This is a genomic window from Amycolatopsis coloradensis (genome assembly GCF_037997115.1).
Classification (GTDB): domain Bacteria; phylum Actinomycetota; class Actinomycetes; order Mycobacteriales; family Pseudonocardiaceae; genus Amycolatopsis; species Amycolatopsis coloradensis_A.
Genome location: NZ_CP150484.1, coordinates 3,013,832 through 3,035,347, shown reverse-complemented (window position 1 = coordinate 3,035,347; position 21,516 = coordinate 3,013,832). Strand labels below are relative to the sequence as shown.

Below are 21,516 nucleotides of genomic sequence, written 5' to 3'. Positions count from 1 at the left end.
GGATAGGACTCATTTCGGACAAGAAGAAACGGCCTGGCTTGCGCGATCTCCGGACAGACGGCTAGACCACTCCGAATGACGGTTTCTTCCGGCACTGGGGTCCGGATCATCGGGCTCATCTCCGGCACCTCGATCGACGGGATCGACGTGGCGGCCGCCGAACTGCGCGCCGACGGGGACACCGTGGTGCTCTCCCCGCTCGGCCGACTGGAAGTCCCTTATCCCGAAGAGCTCCGCGAGGCCTTGCTCGCCGCCCTGCCGCCGAATCCCTGCGACGCCGGGCAGCTCACGAAACTCGACACCCTGGTGGGCCAGGCCTTCGCCGAGGCGGCCGCACTCGGGGTCGAGGAGCTGGCCGGTGGCGCGGCGGACGTCGTCGCCTCGCTGGGCCAGACGGTGTTCCACTGGGTCGAGGACGGCATCGCGCGCGGCACGCTGCAACTGGGGAACCCCGCGTGGATCGCCGAACGCACCGGACTGCCGGTGGTGGCCGACCTGCGCGTCCGGGACGTCGCCGCCGGCGGGCACGGCGCGCCGCTCGCCAGCACGCTGGACGCGTTGTGGTTACGGGAAATGGCCGCTTCCGGCCCGGTCGCGGCGCTGAACATCGGCGGGATCGCGAACATCACGGTGGTCCCCGAAAACGGCACTGCCGGGGCCGTCCTCGCCTACGACACGGGCCCCGGCAACGCCTTGATGGACATCGCCGCGCACCGCGCCACCGGCCGTCGTGCCGACATCGACGGTGCGCTCGCCCTGCGCGGAACCGTGCGGCCCGACCTGCTGGCGAAGCTCCTGCTCGAGCCCTACTACGCGGCCGCGCCGCCGAAGTCCACCGGCAAGGAACTGTTCCACGCCACGTATCTCGACAAGGCGCTCGACGGGCTCCCGCCGATCGGCGCGGAGGACCTCCTCGCGACACTGACCGAACTGACCGCCGTGACCATCGCCGCGGAATGCCGTCGCCACTCCATCGCCACGGTGATCGTCTCCGGCGGCGGCGCCGACAACCCGGCGCTGATGGCCGCGCTCGCCAGGAACCTGCCGGATACGGCGCTGAAGACCAGCGACGACCACGGGCTGCCCCGCGCGGGCAAAGAGGCATACCTGACCATTCTCCTCGGCTGGCTGACCTGGTCCGGCGTCCCGGGGAATCTCCCGTCGGCGACCGGCGCCCGCGGCGACCGGCTGCTCGGCAGCATCACCCCGGGCGCGGGTCCCCTGCGGCTTCCCGCGCCGCACAGCTCAACCGTGACCCGGTTACGGGTAGCGGCGAAGACCGGCGAGCGATAGGAGATACGGATGCGCGCACTTGACCTCGCGATCATCGGGCTTTTTCTGGTCGGCATGCCCTTGCTGGGCGTCTGGATCGGCGGCAAACAGAAATCCGGCTCCGACTACTTCGTCGGCGAAGGCAAGATCTCCTGGTGGGTGGCCTGCCTCTCGGTGGTCTCCGCGGAGACGTCCACCCTCACCGTGCTCTCCGTGCCGACCGTGGCCTACATCGCCACCCCCGGCGACGGCGGGATGACGTACCTGGCACTGGCGATCGGGTACATCGCGGGCCGGATCGTGGTGTCGATGGTGCTGTTGCCGCGGTACGTGGCGGGCAATCTGGTCACCGCCTACGCCTTCCTCGGCAAGCGCTTCGGCAGCGGGCTGCAGGGCACCGCGTCGGTGACCTTCCTGCTCACCCGCACGCTGGCCGACGGCATCCGGCTGTTCGCCACCGCGATCCCGATCAAGGTGGTGATGGCGGCCTACGGCCTGAACGTCTCGTACTGGACCATCGTCGTCGGACTCGGTATCGCGATGGTGCTCTACAGCTTCTTCGGCGGGGTCCGCGCGGTCGTCTGGGTCGACGCGATCCAGATGCTCTGGTACGTCCTCGGCGCGGTCGTGGTGATCTGGGCGATCTCCGGCAGGCTGCCGGACGGCTGGTTCGGCAAGGCCGTCGACGCGAACAAGTTCCAGATCTTCGACTTCTCCTCGAACATGCTCACCGGACAGTACGCGTTCTTCACCGCGCTGATCGGCGGCGCGGTGCTCTCGATGGCGTCGCACGGTTCGGATCAGCTGATCGTGCAGCGTCTCCAGGCCACCAACGATCTGCGCGCCGCGCGGAAGGCCTTGGTGGCCAGCGGTTTCGTGGTGTTCCTGCAGTTCGCGCTGTTCCTGTTCATCGGTGTGCTGCTGTGGGCGCTGTACAACGGTCTCGCCCCGACCAAGCCGAAGCCGGAAGGCCTCGGGCTGGCCAACAAGGACGAACTGTTCGCGAACTTCATCGTGAACGACCTGCCGAGCGGCCTGTCCGGGTTCGTGATCGCGGGGATCCTCGCCGCCGCACTGAGTTCGTCGCTCGGCGCGCTGGCGTCGTCGACGGTGACCGACGTCTACGAACGGGTGATAGGCCGGGAACTCCCGGAAGCCGACCGGCTGAAGCACGGCCGGATCTGGACGATCGTCTGGGCGGGCGCGCTGATCCTGTGCGCGGGGTTCTTCGCCTCCTCCAACAAGACCTCGGCCGATCCGATCGTGGTGCAGGCGCTCGGCATCACCGGGTACACCTACGGCGCGCTGCTCGGCGCGTTCCTCCTGGGCCTGCTGTTCAAGCGGGCGAGGCAGGCGGACGCGATCGTGGCGTTCGTGTCGACGGTGATCGTGATGGCCTTCCTCATCCTGGGCGTCAAGTTCAACAAACCGGACGGCAGCCTGATCGGCGTCGACTTCAGCAAGGCGTCCGGGAACACCGTGGCACTGGCGTGGCCGTGGTACACGCTGTGCGGTGTGGTGATCACGCTCGTGGTGGGCGGGTTGCTGTCGCTGCGGCACGGGAGCGTGGATCCGTTGGCCGAGCCGGACGTGAAGGAGTCGACGCCGGTTTAGCCGGTCCCGGACGACATGAAAGGCCCCTTCATTGCAAATTTTGCAATGAAGGGGCCTTTCATAGCACGCGCTAAGCGGGAGATCGGAAGAGCGNAAGGCCCCTTCATTGCAAATTTTGCAATGAAGGGGCCTTTCATAGCACGCGCTAAGCGGGAACCGGGTCCTCTTCGGAGGTACGCAGCCGCTGCGAGATCACCTTCGTGATGCCGTCGCCCTGCATCGAAACGCCGTACAGCGCGTCGGCGATCTCCATGGTCGGCTTCTGGTGGGTGATGATGATCAGCTGCGACGAGTCCCGCAGCTGCTCCAGCAGCCCGATCAGCCGCCGCATGTTGGTGTCGTCGAGCGCGGCCTCGACCTCGTCCATGACGTAGAAGGGCGAAGGCCGGGCGCGGAAGATCGCCACCAGCATGCCGACGGCGACGAGCGACTTCTCGCCACCGGAGAGCAGCGAGAGCCGCTTGACCTTCTTGCCCGGCGGGCGCGCCTCGACATCGACGCCGGTGGAGAGCAGGTCGTTGGGCTGCGTGAGCACCATGCGCCCCTCGCCACCCGGGAACAGCACGCTGAACACCGTCTCGAACTCGCGCGCGACATCCTCGTACGCCGACGCGAAGACCTCGAGGATCTTTTCGTCGACCTGCTTGATGACGGCTTCGAGGTCCTTACGGGTGTCCTTGAGGTCTTCGAGCTGGGTCGAGAGGAACTTGTACCGCTCCTCCAGCGCCGCGAACTCCTCCAGCGCCAGCGGGTTGACCTTGCCCAACAGGCTCAGGTCCTTCTCCGCGCGCTTCGCCCGGCGGGCCTGGGTGTCGCGGTCGAACGGCATGGGCGGCGGCGGGGTGACGTCCTCGCCGCGCTCCTTGGCGGCCTCGTACTCGGCCATCTCCCCCGCGCTCGGCGGCACGGGAACGTCCGGGCCGTACTCGGTGACGAGGTCCTCGAGGCCGATGCCGAAGTCTTCGGCGATCTTGGTTTCGAGCTGTTCCAGCCGCAGCCGCTGCTCGGCACGCAGCACCTCGTCACGGTGGACTGCGTCGGTGAGCTTCTCGAGTTCACCGGTCAGCTCGCGGACCTTGCTGCGGACCTGGGTCAGCGCGGTCTCCCGCGACTGCCGCTGCGCCTGCGCCTCGTCCCGTTCGTGGGCGGCGCGCTGCACGGAGACCTCGATACGCTCCAGCGCGATCTCGCCGCCGTTGACCACCGCGTTGGCGATCTCGGCGCCGCGTTTCCGCGCGGCCCTGGACTTTTCGGCGCGTTCGCGCGCCTGCCGCTCGGCGTGCGCGGCCCGGCGGAGCGATTCGGCCTTGCCCTGGATGCTCCGCGCGCGCTCCTCGGCGGTGCGCAGCGCGAGCCGGGATTCCATCTCCTCCTGGCGGACCGTGCCGAGGTCTTCGGCGGCCTGATCGCGCTCGGCGGTGTCCGGATCCTCGTCGACTTCCTGGTCGGCGACGGCGGCCAGCCGCTCTTCGAGTTCGGCGAGCTGCCGCAGCGCCTCTTCACGGCTCTGCTCGACCTTGGCGCGCTGGTTGCTCAGCCGGTCCATTTCGGCCTGCGCGGCACGCGCGGCCTGCTGCATCCGGTTCAGCCGCTCGGACGAGCGCGCCTTGCGGACCTTCGCGTCGCCGAGCGCTTCCTTGGCCCGGCCGACCTCTTCGCGCCGGGCGGCCTGTCCGGCGCGGGCGCCTTCGAGTTCCGCGGCGGTGCGTTCCAGCGCGCGCTCGGCGGCGCTCAGCCGATCGCTCGCCTCGTCGACCGCGGCCTGCACCTCGATGACGCTTTCGCTGCGGGCGGACCCGCCGACCGCCCAGCGCGCGCCGAAAACGTCGCCTTCGGGCGTGACCGTGCTGACTTCGGGATACACCTCGACGAGACGGCGCGCCGACTCCAGACCGTCCACAATGGCCACCCGGTCGAGCGCGTGCTCGACGGCGGACCGCAACGCGGGCGGCGCGGTGACCACTTCACGCGCCCAGCGCGCGCCTTCGGGAAGCGAAGGCCAGCCGCTCGTGTCCACAGTGGACTCCAGGCCGCCGAGCAGGATCCCCGCGCGCCCGGAGTCGTTGTCCTTCAAGAACTTCAGCGCGGTGAGTGCGTCTTCGCCACCGTTGACCGCGACCGCGTCGGCGACCGGGCCGAGTGCCGCGGCCAGCGCGACCTCGTGGCCGGCTTCGACGGTGAGCAGCGCGGCGACCGAACCGAGCAGGCCCGGCAGTTCGTGCTGCGCGCCGAGCAGCGCCCCGGCACCGTCCTTGCGCCGCAGGCCCATCGACAACGCCTCGACGCGGGCCTTCTCCGACGCGATCTCACGTTCGGCGGCCCGCTCGGCCTTGACCAGCTCCTCGACCCGCGCCTTGGCGGCGTTGTTGGCCTCCACCGCGCGGTCGTGATGGGCTTGCAGGTCGGAGTCGTCGGATTCCTCGACACCACCGGCGGCCTTGGCCTCTTCGAGCTCCTCGACGGCGATCTCCGCCCGCTCGGCCGCCTCTTCGAGCGACACGGTGAGCCGGTCGATCTCGTCGGACGTGGCGCCGTTCTTGCTGCGCAGCGCCTCGACCTGACCCGACAGCTTCGCGAGACCTTCCCGTCGGTCGGCGATCGCGCGGACGGCGGCCATATGCGCGCGCTCGGCGGCCTGGACGAGATGTTCGAGCTGCTCGCGCCGCTGGACGGTCTCCGAAAGCACCATCCGGGCCTCGGCGACGGCCTCGTTCAGCTCCTGCTCCCGTTCGGCGACCTGCTCGGCCTCGGCGAGCAGCTCGTCGGGGTCGCGGCCGGTGCTCGCCTGCTGCACGTCGGACGACAGGTGCCGCTGACGCTCCAGCGCGAGCCGCACGGTGCCCCGCAACCGCTCGGTCAAGGCGGAAAGCTTGTACCAAGTCTCCTGTGCGGCGGCCAGCTTCGGCGCGTCCTCGGCCAGCGACGCTTCGAGCTCGGCCTCCTCGGCGGCGACGATCTCCAGCGCCTGCTCGACCTCGGAGCGCCGCTGACGCGCGACACGCTCGTCCGCCTCTTCCTTGGCGATGCCTTCGCGCTGGGTGACCAGGTCGTGGGCGAACAGCCGCAGCCGCGCGTCGCGCAGTTCGGACTGCACCCACTGCGCCTTGCGGGCGATCTCGGCCTGCTTGCCCAGTGGTTTGAGCTGACGGCGGAGCTCGGTGGTGAGGTCGCCGAGGCGGTCGAGATTGCCCTGCATGTTCGCGAGCTTGCGCAGGGTCTGTTCCTTGCGCTTGCGGTGCTTGAGGACGCCGGCGGCCTCTTCGATGAAGGCGCGGCGCTCCTCGGGTTTCGATTCGAGGATCGCCGAAAGCTGCCCCTGCCCGACGATGACGTGCATCTCACGGCCGATACCGGAGTCGGACAGCAGTTCCTGCACGTCCATCAGGCGGCAGCGGTCGCCATTGATTTCGTACTCGCTCGCGCCGTCACGGAACATCCGGCGGGTGATCGAGACCTCGGAGTACTCGATGGGCAGCGCGCCGTCGGCGTTGTCGATGGTGAGGGTGACCTCGGCGCGCCCGAGCGGGGCACGGCCGGCGGTCCCGGCGAAGATGACGTCCTCCATCTTGCCGCCGCGCAGGTCCTTCGCGCCCTGGGTGCCCATGACCCAGCGGAGCGCGTCGAGGACGTTCGACTTGCCGGAGCCGTTCGGCCCGACCACACAGGTGATGCCCGGCTCGAAACGCAACGTCGTCGCCGAGGCGAAGGACTTGAAGCCCTTGAGCGTCAGGCTCTTCAGGTGCACGTCGTGCTGACCCCTCTGGCTGCGGGAACCGGTCTTTCAATCGGCCCAGGCTACCTGTGTGCTCACGGTGATCGTGGGACGCGGGGCCTCAGCGCTCCACGAACCCGCGGAGCCCGCCCTTCGCGGGCGACCAGCGTTCGACGACATGGTCCACACTTCCGGGTGATTCCCCGGAGCGCAAAGCCGCCAAAAGCCGCTCACAGTGTTCACGAACACCCTCCGCCACCACCTCGACACGCCCGTCGGCCAGATTGCCCGCGCTGCCGACCAACCCCAGCTCAAGCGCCCTGCTGCGGGTCCACCAGCGGAAACCGACACCCTGCACCTGCCCATGTACCCACGCGGTCAGCCTGGTGTGCGTTACTTCTTCACTCACGTCCCCTATCGTGCACCATGCGGATGAACGCGGAGGGTGAACACAACGTTCGCCGTAGTTCGCAGATGGTGAAGCGGCGGTGATAATCTCCGCGCCGGGTCCCCACTTCGGGCTACCTCGCCCGGGTAGCCGAACTCCCCGAAGCCCCCCATCCGAGGAGCCAGCACATGCCCCGTCCCGACGGGTCTGATCCGAGCGCACGAGTGTCCGTGGCACCGCCGCGCGGCACCACCGGCAAGCTCAACCGCGCAGGCTACGCCGTACTCGGCGTCAGCGGCCTCGTGGTGGCGACGGCCTTCGCCGCGATCGCCGAACTCGCGGGCCCCGGTGTCTCCGCCACCGCGGGCGGCACCGGCGTCCCCGGCGGCGGACAGGGCATCGCCCCCGCCGGCGTCCAGCTGGTCCCGGGCAACGCCGTCCCCGGCGGCCCGATGACCGTCAGCGGCTCGCCGACCCCGGGCGCGCCCTCCAGCTCGACGGCGCCGCCGACCACGGTGACCTCGGTCGGCGCGGACGGCAAGGAGACGACGAGCGTCGTCACCCCGCCCCCGCCGAACCCGGGCCCCGGCCCTGGTCCCGGCCCGGGCACCACGGTCCTGCCGCCGACCACGACCACGACGACCCCACCGAAGACCACGACCACGACGACCCCGCCGAAGACGACCCCGACCACGACGACCCCGCCGGAGACCTCGTCGACCCCTCCGGGTGGCGGGGCGAGCTCCAGCGGCGCCCCCAGCGAGTCGACGCCGGGCCGGTCCAGCACGTCGGGCACCGACACTTCCACGAGCAGCGCCCGGTAAGCCTCGGGTCCGTGAAGGCCTCCTTGCCTACCTTGAGGGTAGGGAAGGAGGCCTTCACTACTTTGCGGCAGGGTGCTGGGCGGCCGACTCCGGCAAGGAGTTGCGAAAGCCGCTTTCGCAACGCGTCAGCCGCCATTCGAACGGGGCTCACATCTCGAAGCGGTACCCCATTCCCGGCTCCGTCAGCAAGTGCCGCGGCCGCGAGGGTTCCGGTTCCAGCTTCCGCCGCAGCTGCGCCAGATACACCCGCAGGTAGTGCGATTCGGTCTCGTAGGTCGGCCCCCACACCTCATGCAGCAACTGCTTCTGCGCCACCAGACGGCCGCGGTTGCGCACCAGCAGTTCCAGCACTCCCCATTCGGTTTTGGTGAGGTGCACTTCCTTGCCGTCCCGGCGCACCTTCTTCGCCGCGAGGTCGATCCGGAACGATCCCGTGTCCACCACCGCGTCCGCACCGTCCACACCGGACGACGCCGAGCGGCGCACGGCGGCCCGCAGCCGCGCCAGCAGTTCGTCCATGCCGAAGGGTTTGGTGACGTAGTCGTCGGCGCCGGCGTCGAGGGCCTGCACCTTGTCGGCCGAGTCGCCACGCGCGGACAGCACGATGATCGGCACGGTCGTCCAGCCGCGCAGCCCGGCGATCACCTCGGTGCCGTCGAGATCGGGCAGGCCGAGGTCGAGCACGACCACGTCGGGTTTGGTCTCGGCGACCGCCTTCAGCGCGGCCGTCCCGTCGTGCGCGGTGATCACCTTGTAGCCGCGGGCGGACAGGTTGATCCGCAGGGCTCGCACGATCTGCGGTTCGTCGTCGACGACCAGCACGGTCGCCGACGCGGTGTCTGCGCTCATCGCACTCGCTCCTCCTCTTCGTTCTCGAGGCCCTCTTCGTCGAAAGCGAGGAGGCTCTTTTCCGGATCCTGACCAACATATGCGGGCAGCGAGATGACGACGGTGAGCCCGCCGCCGGGCGTGTCCTCCGCCCGGATCCGCCCGCCCATCGCCTCGGTGAACCCCTTGGCGACCGACAGCCCCAGTCCCACGCCGGGCACGCTGTCCCGGTCTCCCCCGAGCCGCTGGAACGGCGCGAACGCCGAGTCCGCGGTGCCCTTCTTGAGCCCGCGCCCGTGGTCGATGATGCGCAGTTCGACGTGCTCCGAATGCGTGCTGGCGCGGGCCGACACCGGCTCGCCCGAAGCACCGTGCCGCAGCGCGTTGTCGATCACGTTCGCCACCACGCGTTCCAGCAGGCCTGGATCGGCGCAGACCGACGGCAGCCGCGAGTCGATCGCGACGACGACCGACGCCGAGTTGTCCACATTGGACAGGGCGTGCGAGACGACCTCGTCGTAACCGACCGGGCGCAGGTGCGGGCGCACCGCGCCGGTCGCCAGCCGGGATGAGTCGAGCAGGTTGTCGATCAGCCCGGCGAGCCGGTCCGCCGATTCCTCGATCGCTTCGAGCAGCTCGTCGGTGTCCTCTTCGGACAGCGAGATGTCGGTCGCGCGCAGGCTTCCGATGGCCGCCTTGATGGACGTCAACGGGGTCCGGAGGTCGTGTCCCACGGCGGAAAGCAGTGCCGTGCGCAGTTCGGTCGCCTCGGCCTTGCGTTCGGCCCGGACGGCCGCCTTGGCCGTCCGCTGCTGCCGCAGGGCGAGCAGTGCCTGGCCGGCGACGGCTTCCAGCACTCCCCGGTCCGACGCGGGCAGCGCGCGGCCCCGCAGCGTCAGGTGGACGTCGGCGGTGACCGCGATGTCGACGTCGGCCTGATCCGGGTCGGCGCACGGATCCGTGCCGGCGTTCGCCACCCGCTTCCACTTCCCGTCCCGCTTTTCCAGCAGGGTCACCGAAGTCAGGCCGAAGTTCTCCCGGACCTTCTCCAGCAGCCGCTCGATCGGGTTGGTGTGCGTGAGCACCGTCCGCGCGTAGGAGGCGAGCAACGCCGCCTCGGTCCGCGCTCGCGCGGCCTGCGTCGCGCGCCGGGCCGCCGTGTCGACGACCGCCGCGACGAGGACCGCGACCAGCACCATCGCGACCAGCGTGATCACGTTCCGCGGTTCGTGGACGGTCAGGGTGTGCAGCGGCGGGGTGAAGAAGAAGTTCAGCAGTCCGGCCGAGAACACCGCCGCGAGCAGCGCGGGCCCGAGCCCGCCCGCGAGCGCGACCAGCACCGTCCCCAGCATGTAGACGACCACGTCGGTCGAAAAGTCGAGTTGCTCCTCCAACATGACGCCGAGCAACGTCGCCAGGACGGGCAGGACGGCGGCGAGTGCCCAGCCGGCCAGCCGCCGCGAGGAAGGAAGCGGACTCCGGTTGAAGCGGGCGCGCAGCCGTCCGCCCGCTTCGGCGTGCGTGACCATGTGGACGTCGATCGGGCCGGACCGCTGGACCACGGCCGCGCCGATGCCCTCGTCGAACAACCGCGCCACCCGTGACCGTCGCGAGGTCCCGACCACCAGCTGGGTCGCGTTCACCCCGCGCGCGAAGTCGAGCAGCGCCGTCGGCACGTCGTCACCGACGACGGTGTGGAAGGTCGCGCCGACCTCTTCGGCCAGCTTCCGGTACTTGCCGACCGCCGTCGGCCCCATCCCGGCGAGCCCGTCACCCCGCAGGATGTGCAGGACCTGCAGTTCGGCGCCCGCGCGGTTCGCGATGCGGCTCGCGCGGCGGATGAGCGTCTCGCTCTCCGGTCCGCCGGTGATGGACACGACCACCCGTTCGCGCGCTTCCCACGTGTCGGTGATCTTCTGCTCGGCCCGGTACCGCTGCAGCGCGACGTCCACCTGGTCGGCGACCCACAGCAGCGCGAGTTCCCGCAGCGCGGTGAGGTTGCCGGGACGGAAGTAGTTGCCCAGCGCGGCGTCGATCCGCTCGGCCGGATAGACGTTGCCGTGCGCCAGGCGCCGCCGCAGCGCTTCGGGCGTGATGTCCACCAGCTCCAGCTGTTCGGCCCGCCGCACGACCTCGTCGGGCACCGTCTCCTGCTGGGTGACGCCGGTGATCCGCTCGACGACGTCGTTGAGGCTCTGCAGATGCTGCACGTTCACCGTGGAGAGGACGTCGATCCCGGCGGCGAGGAGTTCGTCGACGTCCTGCCAGCGCTTCTCGTTGCGCGAACCCGGCACGTTGGTGTGCGCGAGTTCGTCGACCACGGCGACCTCGGGCGCGCGGGCGAGCAGCGCGTCGAGGTCCATCTCCTCGAACTCGTGCTCGCGGTGCGCCGACCGGCGGCGCGGCACGGTCTCCAGGCCTTCGACGAGTTCCGCGGTCTTCTTCCGCCCGTGCGTCTCGACCAGGCCGATGACCACGTCGGTGCCCCGGTCGAGGCGTCGCCGCGCCTCGCCGAGCATCGCGTAGGTCTTGCCGACGCCGGGGGCCGCGCCGAGGTAGATCCTCAGCTCACCCCGGCGCGGCTTGGTCGTGTTCTCGTCCACGTCTGTCAGTGTGCTCCTCCGGCCGCGTCGCGCACGGCCAAGTTGACCTTCAGCACATTGACGCCCGGCACACCGATCCCGGCGCCGCTCGTGTTCTCCGCCACGAGCTGCCGGACCTTCTCCTCGGGCAGGCCCGTGTTCCTGGCCACTCGCGGGATCTGGAGGTCGGCGTAGGCGACGCTGATCGCCGGGTCCATCCCGGAGCTCGACGCCGTCACCGCGTCGGCGGGCACCCGCGACTCCTGGACACCCTCGCGGGCGGCGATGAGCTTCTTGCGCTCACCGATCGCGGAGACCAGGTCTTCGTTGTACGGGCCCTTGTTCGACGCGCCGGACGACGACGGGTCACCGGGACCGAGGACGTCCTTCGAGCCCGCGGACGGGCGGTTGTGGAACCACGGGTCCTTGGCCGGGTCGGCGGCGACCGGGTCGACGCCGATCAGGGACGAGCCGACGGCCTGCCCGTCCTGGGTGATGATCGAGCCTTCCGCGTTGCCTTCGAGGCCGGGGATCCGGGAGATCGCCCAGACACCCAGCGGGTAGACCACGCCCAGCAGGACCGTGAAGACGAGCAGGACACGCAGCCCGGCGAGGGTCTGTTTCAGCAGTGCGTTCATGAGTCACCCGATTCCAGGGATGAGACGGACGAGCAGGTCGATCAGCCAGATCCCGAGGAACGGGCTGACGATCCCGCCGAGGCCGTAGACCAGCAGGTTCCGGCGCAGCAGCGCCGAGGCCGACGACGGCTTGTACCGGACGCCGCGCAGGGCGAGCGGGATCAGCCCGACGATGATCAGGGCGTTGAAGATGACCGCCGAGAGGATCGCCGACTTCGGCGTCGCCAGCTGCATGACGTTGAGCGCGCCGAGCTGGGCGAAGATCCCGGTGAACATCGCGGGCAGGATGGCGAAGTACTTCGCGAGGTCGTTGGCGACGCTGAAGGTGGTCAGCGCGCCGCGGGTGATCAGCAGCTGCTTGCCGATCTCCACGATTTCGATCAGTTTCGTCGGGTCGGAGTCGAGGTCCACCATGTTCCCCGCCTCCTTGGCGGCGGAGGTCCCGGTGTTCATCGCGACGCCGACGTCGGACTGCGCGAGCGCGGGGGCGTCGTTGGTGCCGTCACCGGTCATCGCTACCAGCCGCCCGCCTTCCTGCTCCTTCTTGATCAGCGCCATCTTGTCTTCCGGCTTGGCTTCGGCGAGGTAGTCGTCGACGCCCGCGTCCTGCGCGATGGCCTTCGCGGTGAGCGGGTTGTCCCCGGTGATCATGACGGTCTTGATGCCCATGGCGCGGAGCTGGACGAACCGCTCCTTCATCCCGGGTTTGACCACATCGGACAGCCGGATCACGCCGCGCACGAACGCTTTCGCGCCGTCGTACTCGGCGACCACCAGCGGGGTCCCGCCCTGCTGGCTGATCTCGTCGACGACGCGTTCGGTCTCGTCCGGCATTTCGCCGCCGCGTTCGCGGACCCACTCCCGCACCGCCGCGGTGGCGCCCTTGCGGACCTGGCGTTCGCCGATGTCGATGCCGCTCATCCGGGTCTGCGCGGTGAACTCGACGAAGTCCGCGAGCTTCTCGTCGTCGGACGCCGTTTCCGCGAGCCCGTGTTCCCTGGCGACGAGTTCGACGATGCTGCGGCCTTCCGGCGTGCCGTCGGCGAGGCTGGACAACCTGGCCGCCTTGGCGATGTCGCCCACGGTGGAGGTGCCGACCGGGATCAGCTCGGTGGCCTTGCGGTTGCCGAAGGTGATCGTGCCGGTCTTGTCCAGCAGCAGTGTCGAGACGTCACCGGCGGCCTCCACCGCGCGACCGCTCGTGGCGAGCACGTTGCGCTGCACCAGCCGGTCCATCCCCGCGATGCCGATCGCGGACAGCAGCGCGCCGATCGTCGTCGGGATCAGGCAGACCAGCAACGCGGTCAGCACGATCACGGACTGCTGGCTGCCCGAGTAGCCCGCCATCGGCTGCAACGCCACGACGGCGAGCAGGAAGATGACGGTGAGCGTCGAGAGCAGGATCGTCAGCGCGATCTCGTTCGGCGTCTTCTGCCGGGAAGCGCCCTCCACCAAGGCGATCATGCGGTCCACAAAGGACTCGCCGGGTTTGGTGGTGATCTTCACGACGACGCGGTCCGAAAGCACCGTGGTGCCGCCGGTGACCGCGCACCGGTCGCCGCCCGATTCGCGGATGACCGGGGCCGACTCGCCGGTGATGGCCGATTCGTCGACGGTCGCGATGCCCTCGACGACGTCACCGTCACCCGGGATGACCTGTCCGGCCTCGACGACCACCAGGTCACCGACGCGCAGGTCGGCGCCCGGCACGGTCTCCTCGTCGCCGTCCTCGGTGAGACGGCGCGCGACGGTCTCCTTCTTGCTGCGCCGCAGGGTTTCCGCCTGTGCCTTGCCCCGGCCCTCCGCGACGGCCTCGGCGAGGTTCGCGAACAGGACGGTGAACCACAGCCAGATCGTGATGAGGATGGTGAACACGCTCGGGTCGGTGATCGCGAAGACCGTGGTCAGCGCCGAGCCGATCCACACCACGAACATGACCGGGTTCCCGAGCTGGTGCTTGGGGTTGAGCTTGCGCAGCGCCTCCGGGAGCGAGGTCAGCAGCTGGCGCGGGCTGAAGATCCCCGCACCGACCCGGCCGGTGTTCTCCACGTGGTGCTGCGTTGTCTCTTCAGGGGTGCGTTCTTGAGTGGCGGTCATGCGAGTGCTGTGTCCTTCGCGAGTTTGCGCGCGGCCGCGATCGCGTCGCCAGAGCGCGGTTTCCGGATGAAGCGCGAGTCCGATGTAATAGCGCCCTGTCGCCCCGATAGCGGGATCTGCCGACCAACGCGCGCGTGGTGGTCTCGGTGCGTGCCGCGACTCATGCCAGTGCTTCCGCTATGGGCCCGAGCGCGAGCGCCGGGATGAAGGTGAGGGCCGCGACGAGCACGATCGTGCCCGCGAGCATCGTGCCGAAGAGCGGTCCGGTGGTGGGTAGCGTGCCGGCGGTCTCCGGCACCTTCCTCTGCGAGGCAAGGGATCCGGCCAGGCACAGCACGGCGAGGATCGGGATGAACCGGCCGAGCAGCATCACCACCGACAGCGAGGACTGGAACCAGTCGTTCGTCACGGTGAGCCCGCCGAAAGCGCTGCCGTTGTTGTTGCCCGCCGAGGCGTAGGCGTAAAGGACTTCGGAAAGGCCGTGCGCACCCGAGTTGGTCATGGCGGCCGGAGTGTCGGCCAGCATCAGCGCGACGCCCGAGCCGAGCAGGACCACGGTCGGCATCGCCAGCATGGAGACGGCCGCGCAGGTGACCTCGCGTTTGCCGAGCTTCTTCCCCAGGTACTCCGGCGTGCGGCCGACCATCAGCCCGGCGAGGAACATCGCGATCACGGCCATCACGAGGATGCCGTACAGACCGGTGCCCACCCCGCCCGGCGAGATCTCGCCCAGCAGCATGTTGAGCAGCGCGCCTCCGCCGCCGAGCCCGCTGTAGCTGTCGTGCGCGCCGTTGACCGCGCCGGTCGACGTGCCGGTCGTGGCGTTGGCGAACAGCGAACTCAGGCCGATGCCGAACCGCTGTTCCTTGCCCTCCAGGTTCGCCCCGGCGGCCAGCGACGCGGGGCCGCTCGCGTTGGCCTCGGACAGCCAGGTGACCGTGAGCATCGCGGTGAACAGGCCGGCCATCACCGAAAGCAGGACGTAGCCCTGCTTGGTGTTGCCGACGAGCTTGCCGAACGTGCGGGTGAGCGAGACGGGGATGACCAGGATCAGGAAGATCTCGATCAGGTTGGTCCAGGCGTTCGGGTTCTCGAACGGATGCGAGGAGTTGGCGTTGAAGATGCCACCGCCGTTGGTGCCGAGTTCCTTGATGGCTTCCTGGCTCGCGGCGGGCGCGAGCGCGATCTTGCTCGTGCTGCCGTCCGGGTTGAGGACGTCGCCGCCGCTCTTGAGGCTCTGCACGACGCCGAGCGCGATCAGCACGATCGCCGCCACGAAGGCGATCGGCAGCAGGATCCGGATCGTGCCGCGCGTCAGGTCCACCCAGAAGTTGCCGAGGCGGTCGGTCTTCGAGCGGACGAAGCCGCGGACGACCGCGATGGCGACCGAGAGCCCGACGGCCGCGGACAGGAAGTTCTGCACGGTCAGGCCGGCCATCTGCACGAAGTGACCCATGGTCGCTTCGGGGCTGTAGGACTGCCAGTTCGTGTTGGTCACGAAGCTGACGGCGGTGTTGAAGGCGACCGCCGGCGAGACCGGTTCCTTGCCGAGGCTCCACGGCAGGATCGCCTGGAGCCGCTGAAGCAGGTACAGAAGAACGACGGAGACGAACGAGAAGCCGATCACGGCGGACGCGTAGGTCTTCCAGTGCTGTTCCGATCCGGGGTTCACCCGGAACAGGCGGTACAGGCCGCGTTCGGCCTTGGTGTGCTTCTCCGTCAAGAAGACGCGCGCCATGTAGTCGCCCAGTGGCCGGTAGACCACGGCGAGCGCGACGAGGAGGAGGCCGGCCTGCAGGAGGCCGGCCGCGGTGTCTGACATCAGAATTTCTCCGGCCTGACCAGTGCGATGAACAAATAGACGATCAGCCCCAGCGCCAGCAGTCCGCCGACGACGTTGGCCACGGTTCCCGTGCCGGTCACAGCTTTTCCAGACCGCGAAGGGTCAGGGCGAGAACCACGAATACGCCGATCAGGAGCACGGCGTAGAGCAAGTCGGCCACTAGGCACCTCTCAGGACAGGTCACCCCATCGGTGACCAGGACTCCGCAACACTGCGCCTGGTACAGACCAACGAAGCCGCGGCCTGACGGCCTCTTGATGCCCCGATCGGGTGCCTTTACGACTTCTTGATGCCCGGTGACGTGTCCCACAGACCGTGACGCACTGCGGACGGAGCGTGCAATTCGGGCAGACAAGCCCGCCGAAGCGTGTTACACCGGTGTTACGGATAGTTGTATGCGCTAACTAATCACCGGGAGGTAGCGATGTGCGGAATCGCAGGGTGGGTCTCCTTCGACACGGACCTGACACAACGCCGTGAGGTCGTCGACGCGATGACCTCGACCATGGCGTGCCGCGGGCCGGACGATTCGGGCACCTGGGTCCGGCCGAACGTGGCTCTGGGCCACCGGCGGCTGGCGATCATCGACCTGCCGGGCGGCAGGCAGCCGATGGCCGAAGCCGGGCTGGCCGCGATGGTCTACAGCGGCGAGGCGTACAACTTCACCGAGCTGCGCGAGGAACTTCTCAAGCGCGGCCACAGGTTCGAGACCGACAGCGACACCGAGGTCGTGCTCCACGGCTACCTGGAGTGGGGCGACGAGGTCGTCGATCACCTCAACGGCATGTACGCCTTCGCGATCTGGGACGAGCGCGACGAGAAGCTCGTGATGATCCGCGACCGCATGGGCATCAAGCCCTTCTACTACTACCCGACCCCGGACGGCGTCCTCTTCGGTTCCGAGCCGAAGGCGATCCTCGCGAATCCCTTGGCGCGCAAGGTGGTCGACACCGACGGCCTGCGCGAGCTGATGGCCATGACCAAGACCCCCGGCTGGTCGCTGTGGAAGGGCATGCACGAGGTCGGACCGGGCACGATCGTCACCGTCGACCGCTCCGGCATCCGCACGCGGACGTACTGGAAGCTCGACGCGAAACAGCATACGGACGACCAGGAGACCACGGTCGAACGGGTCCGCGAGCTGATGACCGACATCGTGCACCGCCAGCTGATCGCCGACGTCCCCCGCTGCGTGCTGCTGTCCGGCGGGCTCGACTCCAGCGCCGTCACCGGTCTCGCCGCCGCGCGGCTGGCCGGACAGGGCGAGCGGCTGCGCACGTTCTCCGTCGATTTCCAGGGCCAGGAGGAGAACTTCCAGCCGGACGAGGTGCGGGACACCCCGGACTCGCCCTTCATCCGCGACGTCGCGCGGCTGGTCGGCTCCGACCACAAGGACGTCGTGCTCAACCCGGCCGAGCTCAGCGACCCCGAGGTGCGCCGCAAGGTGCTGGCCGCGCGGGACATCCCGGCCGGGCTCGGGGACATGGACACCTCGCTGTACCTGCTGTTCAAGGCGATCCGTGCCGAGTCGACGGTGGCGTTGTCCGGCGAATCCGCCGACGAGGTCTTCGGCGGATACCGCTGGTTCCACGACGAAGCCGCGGTGAACTCGGGGACGTTCCCCTGGCTCGCCTTCCGGATGGGGCTCACCAGCGAGCGGGGCGCCCTCCTGCGCGGCGAGGTCCAGGAGAAGCTCGACCTGCCGGGCTACATCGCCGACCAGTACGCCACCGCCGTCGCGCAGGTCGAGCACCTCGACGGCGAGAGCGAGCAGGACCGCAAGATGCGCACGGTCTGCAACCTGCACCTGAGCCGGTTCGTGCGGATGCTGCTGGACCGCAAGGACCGGGCGTCGATGGCCGTCGGGCTCGAGGTGCGCGTGCCGTTCTGCGACCACCGCCTCGTCGAGTACGTCTACAACACGCCGTGGTCGCTGAAGACGTTCGACGGCAGGGAAAAGAGCCTGCTGCGGCACGCGACCGAGCACGTGCTGCCGACGTCCGTGCGGGACAGGGTCAAGAGCCCGTATCCGTCCACTCAGGACCCCGGCTACGCGGCCGGGTTGCAGCAGCAGGCCAAGGAGGCCTTGACCGAACGGGACAACCCGGTGTTCGAGCTGGTGGACCGCGACTGGCTGCACCGGGTGTCCGAAGTGGACCCGGCCACGATGTCGTCGGCCCAGCGCTCCGGGATCGACCGGGCGCTGGACCTCTACCACTGGTTCGACCTGTACCGGCCCGAACTTCAGCTCGACTGAGCACCCCGGTCCGCCGCCGTCTCAGCGACGGCGGCGGACCGTGCCCCCTATCGCGACGCCCCCGAGCACCGCGGTCGCGGCGAGCAGGATGCCCGCCTCGGTCCACTGGAACCGCCAGAACCGGTCGACGGGCTGGTAGACGGTGAAGTCCTGATATCCCGCCGCCTGAGCGCACGCGCTCTTCCCCAGTCCCAGCGGGCAACCGGGCACTTCGTCCAGCGAACTCGTCTCGCGGCCGTCCGGCGTGACCCTGCCCAGCTTGACGATCAGAGCCCCCTTCGCGGCCGGATCAGCGCCGATCGTGCGCACCGGCTCGGCGTAATGCGGCCTCAGCAGCAGCAAGGCGATCGAAGCCGCGAGGAACACCGCGACCGTGATCGCGATGGCGGGCAAGGTCTTGCGCACGAGCGCCCCAGCCGCCGTACCGAGAGCGAAGGCGAACAGCCACCAGGCGGCGGGCGCGACACCGAGCGCGCCGAAGTAGGACGTCTCGGTGAAGCTCTCCGCCTTGCCGGGGAACATTTCCAGCCACGCGCCGAACATCTGCCCCGAGGCGAGTCCGGCCAGCGTCGCGCACCCGGCGAGAACGCCGAACTTGGCGGCCAGCCAGTGCCCCCGGCCGACCGACTGCGTCCACGCGAGCTGATGGGTGTTGCGTTCGTACTCCCTGGCGAGCAGCGGCGCGCCCCAGAAGACGCCTGCCAGCAAGGGAACGAACGGTACCAGCACGACGAGCGGGTAGATCTTCTGATAGAGATCCTCCAGCCCCGCGTCGTACTCACGGCACGGGACGCCGCCTCCGTGACAGTACAAGGAGGTTTTGCCGTTCGCGGCGTCGGCGGCGAACTGTCCGGACAAGAGCAGGATCCCGCCGAGCACGGCGAGGAATCCGAGGGTGACGAGCAGCTGCGTGCGGTGCTGCCGCCAGGTGAGCCAAAGCAAGAAGCCGTGCCTTTCTATAGAGGGTAAGGAAAACGTGGCGCGCCGGAGTTGGCGGCAGGAGCGGGACTCGCCGAAGAGACACCTTCCCGACTGTCCATAAGGGACATTTTCGAGGTGTCAGTGCCCGAGTTGGGCGATTTGCGCAGTTCGACGACACCCTCACCAACCGGGCATATGACCTTGAAGCAGACCTTTCGCTGCCGGAAAGCGTCCCTTGTGGACACCAGAGGGCAGCTGGCTGGCTCCTGTCGGCCAGTCCAGCACCACGCCGCGAAGGCTGCTTCTCTGACTAGACCCAGCGAAGGGGTCCTTCACCGCAGAGGCTCGGTCACGCCACATTTGACTTACCCCTTTCTAGGAGCGGCGGCGGATGGCGAAGGTCGCGGCGACGGCCAGCAGCAGCGAGACGCCCGTCAGGATCGCGGCTTCGGTCCACTGGAAGCGCCAGTACCAGTCCGCGGGCAGGACCTTGAGCGCGGTGATCTCGCCGGCGGCGTCCCTGACCATCTCGACGACCCGGCCCGCGGGTTCCGCGCCCAGCGCGACGAGCCGGGGTTCCGCGTAGCCGTCACGAACGTTGCTCAGGCCGATCATCAGGCCCACCGACACCGCGATGGTGACGGCGATGGCGGGCAGGGTCTTGCGGATGAGCGCGCCCGCGGCGGTGCCGAGCACGAACCCGAAGAGCCACCACGCGCCCGGCGCGACGCCGGTCATCGTGAACAGGACCGGGTTGTCGAAACGGCTGGTGAAGGCGGTGTCGCCGCGATCGGCCGGGAAGACCTCCACCCAGCGCTGCATCATCGCGCCGAACGCGAGCCCGCCGAGGGTGGCGAGAACGGCGAGGAAGGCCAGTTTCACTCCGAGCCAGTGGAACCGTGAGATCGACTGGGTCCAGGCGAGTTTCGTGGTGCCGCGTTCGAATTCGGCCGCGACCAGCGGGGCGCCCCAAAAGACGCCGATCGCGACCGGGACGACCTGGAGCCAGGAGAGGTACTGGTACAGATCCGCGAAGAGCTTCGCCGGGGCCGGACTGTCCGCGGCGGCGTTTCCGTTGACCAGCAAGATGATTCCGACGGCGACGAGCAGACCGGCGGTGATCATCAGCTGCATCCGGTGCTGACGGTAGGTGAGCCAGAGCATCGTTCCCCCTTACGCCGAAGCCAGTGTCGGGCGAGGCAGGCTCGCGGATTCGGGCCGCCGCAGGTAGGCGAGCACCACTTCCTCCAGGTTCGCCGGCCGTTCGGTCCACTGTGGACCCAGCGGGACCGGTTCGGTGCGGGCGAACACGGTCGCCTGCCTCCCCGCCCTGGCCTCGTCCACGATCGCGACCCGCCTGGCCAGCGCGTCGGCCTCCTCGGCGGGGCCGACCAAGGTCCGGTGCCCGGCGACGAGTTCGTCGATGTCGCCGCTGACCTGGACACGACCACCGTTGAGGACGATCAGCCAGTCGCAGGTGTTCTCCAGATCGGAGACGACGTGGGACGAGAGCAGGACGGTCATCCCGGTCTCGGCGACCGCCTCCATCAACCCCCGCATGACCTCGTGCCGGGCCAGGGGGTCGAGGTTCGCGAGCGGCTCGTCGAGCACCAGGAGGTCCGGGCGTTTCGCGAGGGCCAGGGTGAGGGCCACCTGCGCGCGCTGCCCGCCGGAGAGCTTGCCGACCTTGTGCCGTAAGGGAAGCCCGAGTGAATCGATACGCTTGAGCGCGAACTCGTCGTCCCATCCGGGGTTGAGGCGTCTGCCGAACTTGAGCATCTCCGCGATGCTGAAGCCGGAATACAACGGCTTGTCCTGCGCGAGGAAGGCGGCGGTGCCCTGGATCGCGACCGAGCCGAGGGTCGCGTCGAGCAGTCCGACGGCCAGGTGCAGGAAGGTCGTCTTGCCCGCGCCGTTGGGCCCGACCAGCGCGACGACGCGCCCTTTCGGGACGGCCAGGGAACAGTCGCGCAGCGCCCACTTGCGGCGGTAGCGCTTGCCGAGTCCGGTCGCCTCGATGACGGATTCATCGGTCATGCCGTCCGCTCCCCTCGAAAGCCATCGACCACCACCGAGGTGAACAGCGCCTCGACGTCTTCCTGATCCAGCCCCGATTCGCGTGCGTCGCGGACCCACGCTGCGAGGCTCTTCCGCAAGCGGGTGTGCTCCGCGAACGAAGCGCCTCCGAGCGTCTTCTTGACGAAGGTGCCGAGGCCCGGCTTTCCCTCGACGAGCCCTTCGCGTTCCAGCTCGCGATAGGCCTTGAGGACGGTGTTGGGATTGATCGCCAGCTCGGCGACCACTTCCTTCGCCGTCGGCAGCCGGTCCCCCGACTCCAGCAAGCCCAGGCGGAGGGCGTTCTTGACCTGCTGGACGAGCTGAACGTACGTCGCGACGCCCGAGCCCTTGTCCAGGTGGAAGGTGACCACTGGCAACACCCTTTCACTAATTAAGTAGTGAAAGGGTGCAGGCAGACGTCGGCGCCTGTCAAGTGATCACGCCGAAAAGCTGTGAAGGCCTCCTTGAGGGACTCTGATTCC

At 69.0% G+C, this 21,516-nt stretch carries 16 protein-coding genes; 3 read left to right on the top strand and 13 right to left on the bottom strand.

From position 1 onward, the window contains the following. Nucleotides 1-75 precede the first annotated feature (75 nt). Nucleotides 76-1,293 (top strand): anhydro-N-acetylmuramic acid kinase, encoded by a 1,218-nt coding sequence (locus LCL61_RS14445; protein ID WP_340687296.1) that lies wholly within the window; start codon nt 76-78, stop codon nt 1,291-1,293. A 9-nt stretch (nt 1,294-1,302) separates the two neighbouring features. Next, the gene (locus LCL61_RS14440; RefSeq protein ID WP_340687295.1) at nt 1,303-2,886 is read left to right on the top strand and encodes a sodium:solute symporter; all 1,584 of its coding nucleotides are present in this window, start codon (nt 1,303-1,305) and stop codon (nt 2,884-2,886) included. A gap of 145 nt (nt 2,887-3,031) precedes the next feature. Here the strand turns inward: LCL61_RS14440 and smc are convergent, their stop codons facing one another. The 9 genes from smc to kdpF form a co-directional block, all read right to left on the bottom strand. Continuing rightward, on the bottom strand, nt 3,032-6,631 hold the full coding sequence (smc, locus tag LCL61_RS14435; RefSeq protein WP_340687294.1) for a chromosome segregation protein SMC: 3,600 nt from the start codon (nt 6,629-6,631) through the stop codon (nt 3,032-3,034). 88 nt (nt 6,632-6,719) lie between these two features. After that, entirely contained in the window at nt 6,720-7,007 is a 288-nt protein-coding gene (locus LCL61_RS14430) for an acylphosphatase (protein ID WP_340687293.1), read from the bottom strand. 253 nt (nt 7,008-7,260) lie between these two features. Beyond that, complete coding sequence (locus tag LCL61_RS14425; protein ID WP_340687292.1) at nt 7,261-7,782, bottom strand: hypothetical protein; 522 nt, start codon at nt 7,780-7,782, stop codon at nt 7,261-7,263. Between the two features lie 175 nt (nt 7,783-7,957). Then, the gene (locus LCL61_RS14420; protein ID WP_034321063.1) at nt 7,958-8,659 is read right to left on the bottom strand and encodes a response regulator; all 702 of its coding nucleotides are present in this window, start codon (nt 8,657-8,659) and stop codon (nt 7,958-7,960) included. Next, entirely contained in the window at nt 8,656-11,241 is a 2,586-nt protein-coding gene (locus LCL61_RS14415) for a sensor histidine kinase KdpD (RefSeq protein ID WP_340687291.1), read from the bottom strand. Before LCL61_RS14415 ends, LCL61_RS14420 begins: the two co-directional genes overlap by 4 nt. Before the next feature lie 5 nt (nt 11,242-11,246). Further along, nucleotides 11,247-11,858: a potassium-transporting ATPase subunit C gene (locus LCL61_RS14410; RefSeq protein WP_340687290.1), complete on the bottom strand. Its 612-nt coding sequence runs from the start codon at nt 11,856-11,858 to the stop codon at nt 11,247-11,249. A gap of 3 nt (nt 11,859-11,861) precedes the next feature. Beyond that, on the bottom strand, nt 11,862-13,955 hold the full coding sequence (gene kdpB, locus LCL61_RS14405) for a potassium-transporting ATPase subunit KdpB (protein ID WP_340687289.1): 2,094 nt from the start codon (nt 13,953-13,955) through the stop codon (nt 11,862-11,864). A gap of 160 nt (nt 13,956-14,115) precedes the next feature. Continuing rightward, the gene (gene kdpA / locus LCL61_RS14400; RefSeq protein WP_340687288.1) at nt 14,116-15,777 is read right to left on the bottom strand and encodes a potassium-transporting ATPase subunit KdpA; all 1,662 of its coding nucleotides are present in this window, start codon (nt 15,775-15,777) and stop codon (nt 14,116-14,118) included. Continuing rightward, nucleotides 15,777-15,878 (bottom strand): K(+)-transporting ATPase subunit F, encoded by a 102-nt coding sequence (kdpF, locus tag LCL61_RS14395; protein ID WP_020630647.1) that lies wholly within the window; start codon nt 15,876-15,878, stop codon nt 15,777-15,779. The genes kdpA and kdpF overlap by 1 nt, the downstream gene beginning before the upstream one ends. 344 nt (nt 15,879-16,222) lie before the next feature. Here kdpF and asnB point away from each other — a divergent pair, with 344 nt between their 5' ends. Further along, nucleotides 16,223-18,055: an asparagine synthase (glutamine-hydrolyzing) gene (asnB, locus tag LCL61_RS14390; RefSeq protein WP_340687287.1), complete on the top strand. Its 1,833-nt coding sequence runs from the start codon at nt 16,223-16,225 to the stop codon at nt 18,053-18,055. A gap of 21 nt (nt 18,056-18,076) precedes the next feature. Here the strand turns inward: asnB and LCL61_RS14385 are convergent, their stop codons facing one another. The 4 genes from LCL61_RS14385 to LCL61_RS14370 form a co-directional block, all read right to left on the bottom strand. Further along, a complete protein-coding gene (locus LCL61_RS14385) occupies nt 18,077-18,997 on the bottom strand; it encodes an ABC transporter permease (RefSeq protein ID WP_340687286.1) in 921 nt (306 codons plus the stop codon). A gap of 354 nt (nt 18,998-19,351) precedes the next feature. Continuing rightward, entirely contained in the window at nt 19,352-20,140 is a 789-nt protein-coding gene (locus LCL61_RS14380) for an ABC transporter permease (RefSeq protein WP_340682131.1), read from the bottom strand. Nucleotides 20,141-20,149: 9 nt separating this feature from the next. After that, nucleotides 20,150-21,013 carry an ABC transporter ATP-binding protein gene (locus LCL61_RS14375; RefSeq protein ID WP_340682132.1) on the bottom strand — a complete coding sequence of 288 codons (864 nt, stop codon included), beginning with the start codon at nt 21,011-21,013 and terminating at the stop codon, nt 20,150-20,152. Next, entirely contained in the window at nt 21,010-21,405 is a 396-nt protein-coding gene (locus LCL61_RS14370) for a GntR family transcriptional regulator (RefSeq protein ID WP_340682133.1), read from the bottom strand. Before LCL61_RS14370 ends, LCL61_RS14375 begins: the two co-directional genes overlap by 4 nt. Between the last annotated feature and the right edge of the window lie 111 nt (nt 21,406-21,516).

Coding starts and splice junctions, on each gene's coding strand:
- kdpB (WP_340687289.1), bottom strand. CDS start 13,955: ATGACCGCCACTCAAGAACGCACCCCTGAAGAGACAACGCAGCACCAC.
- LCL61_RS14440 (WP_340687295.1), top strand. CDS start 1,303: ATGCGCGCACTTGACCTCGCGATCATCGGGCTTTTTCTGGTCGGCATG.
- LCL61_RS14420 (WP_034321063.1), bottom strand. CDS start 8,659: ATGAGCGCAGACACCGCGTCGGCGACCGTGCTGGTCGTCGACGACGAA.
- LCL61_RS14410 (WP_340687290.1), bottom strand. CDS start 11,858: ATGAACGCACTGCTGAAACAGACCCTCGCCGGGCTGCGTGTCCTGCTC.
- asnB (WP_340687287.1), top strand. CDS start 16,223: ATGTGCGGAATCGCAGGGTGGGTCTCCTTCGACACGGACCTGACACAA.
- kdpA (WP_340687288.1), bottom strand. CDS start 15,777: ATGTCAGACACCGCGGCCGGCCTCCTGCAGGCCGGCCTCCTCCTCGTC.
- LCL61_RS14380 (WP_340682131.1), bottom strand. CDS start 20,140: ATGCTCTGGCTCACCTACCGTCAGCACCGGATGCAGCTGATGATCACC.
- LCL61_RS14445 (WP_340687296.1), top strand. CDS start 76: ATGACGGTTTCTTCCGGCACTGGGGTCCGGATCATCGGGCTCATCTCC.
- LCL61_RS14375 (WP_340682132.1), bottom strand. CDS start 21,013: ATGACCGATGAATCCGTCATCGAGGCGACCGGACTCGGCAAGCGCTAC.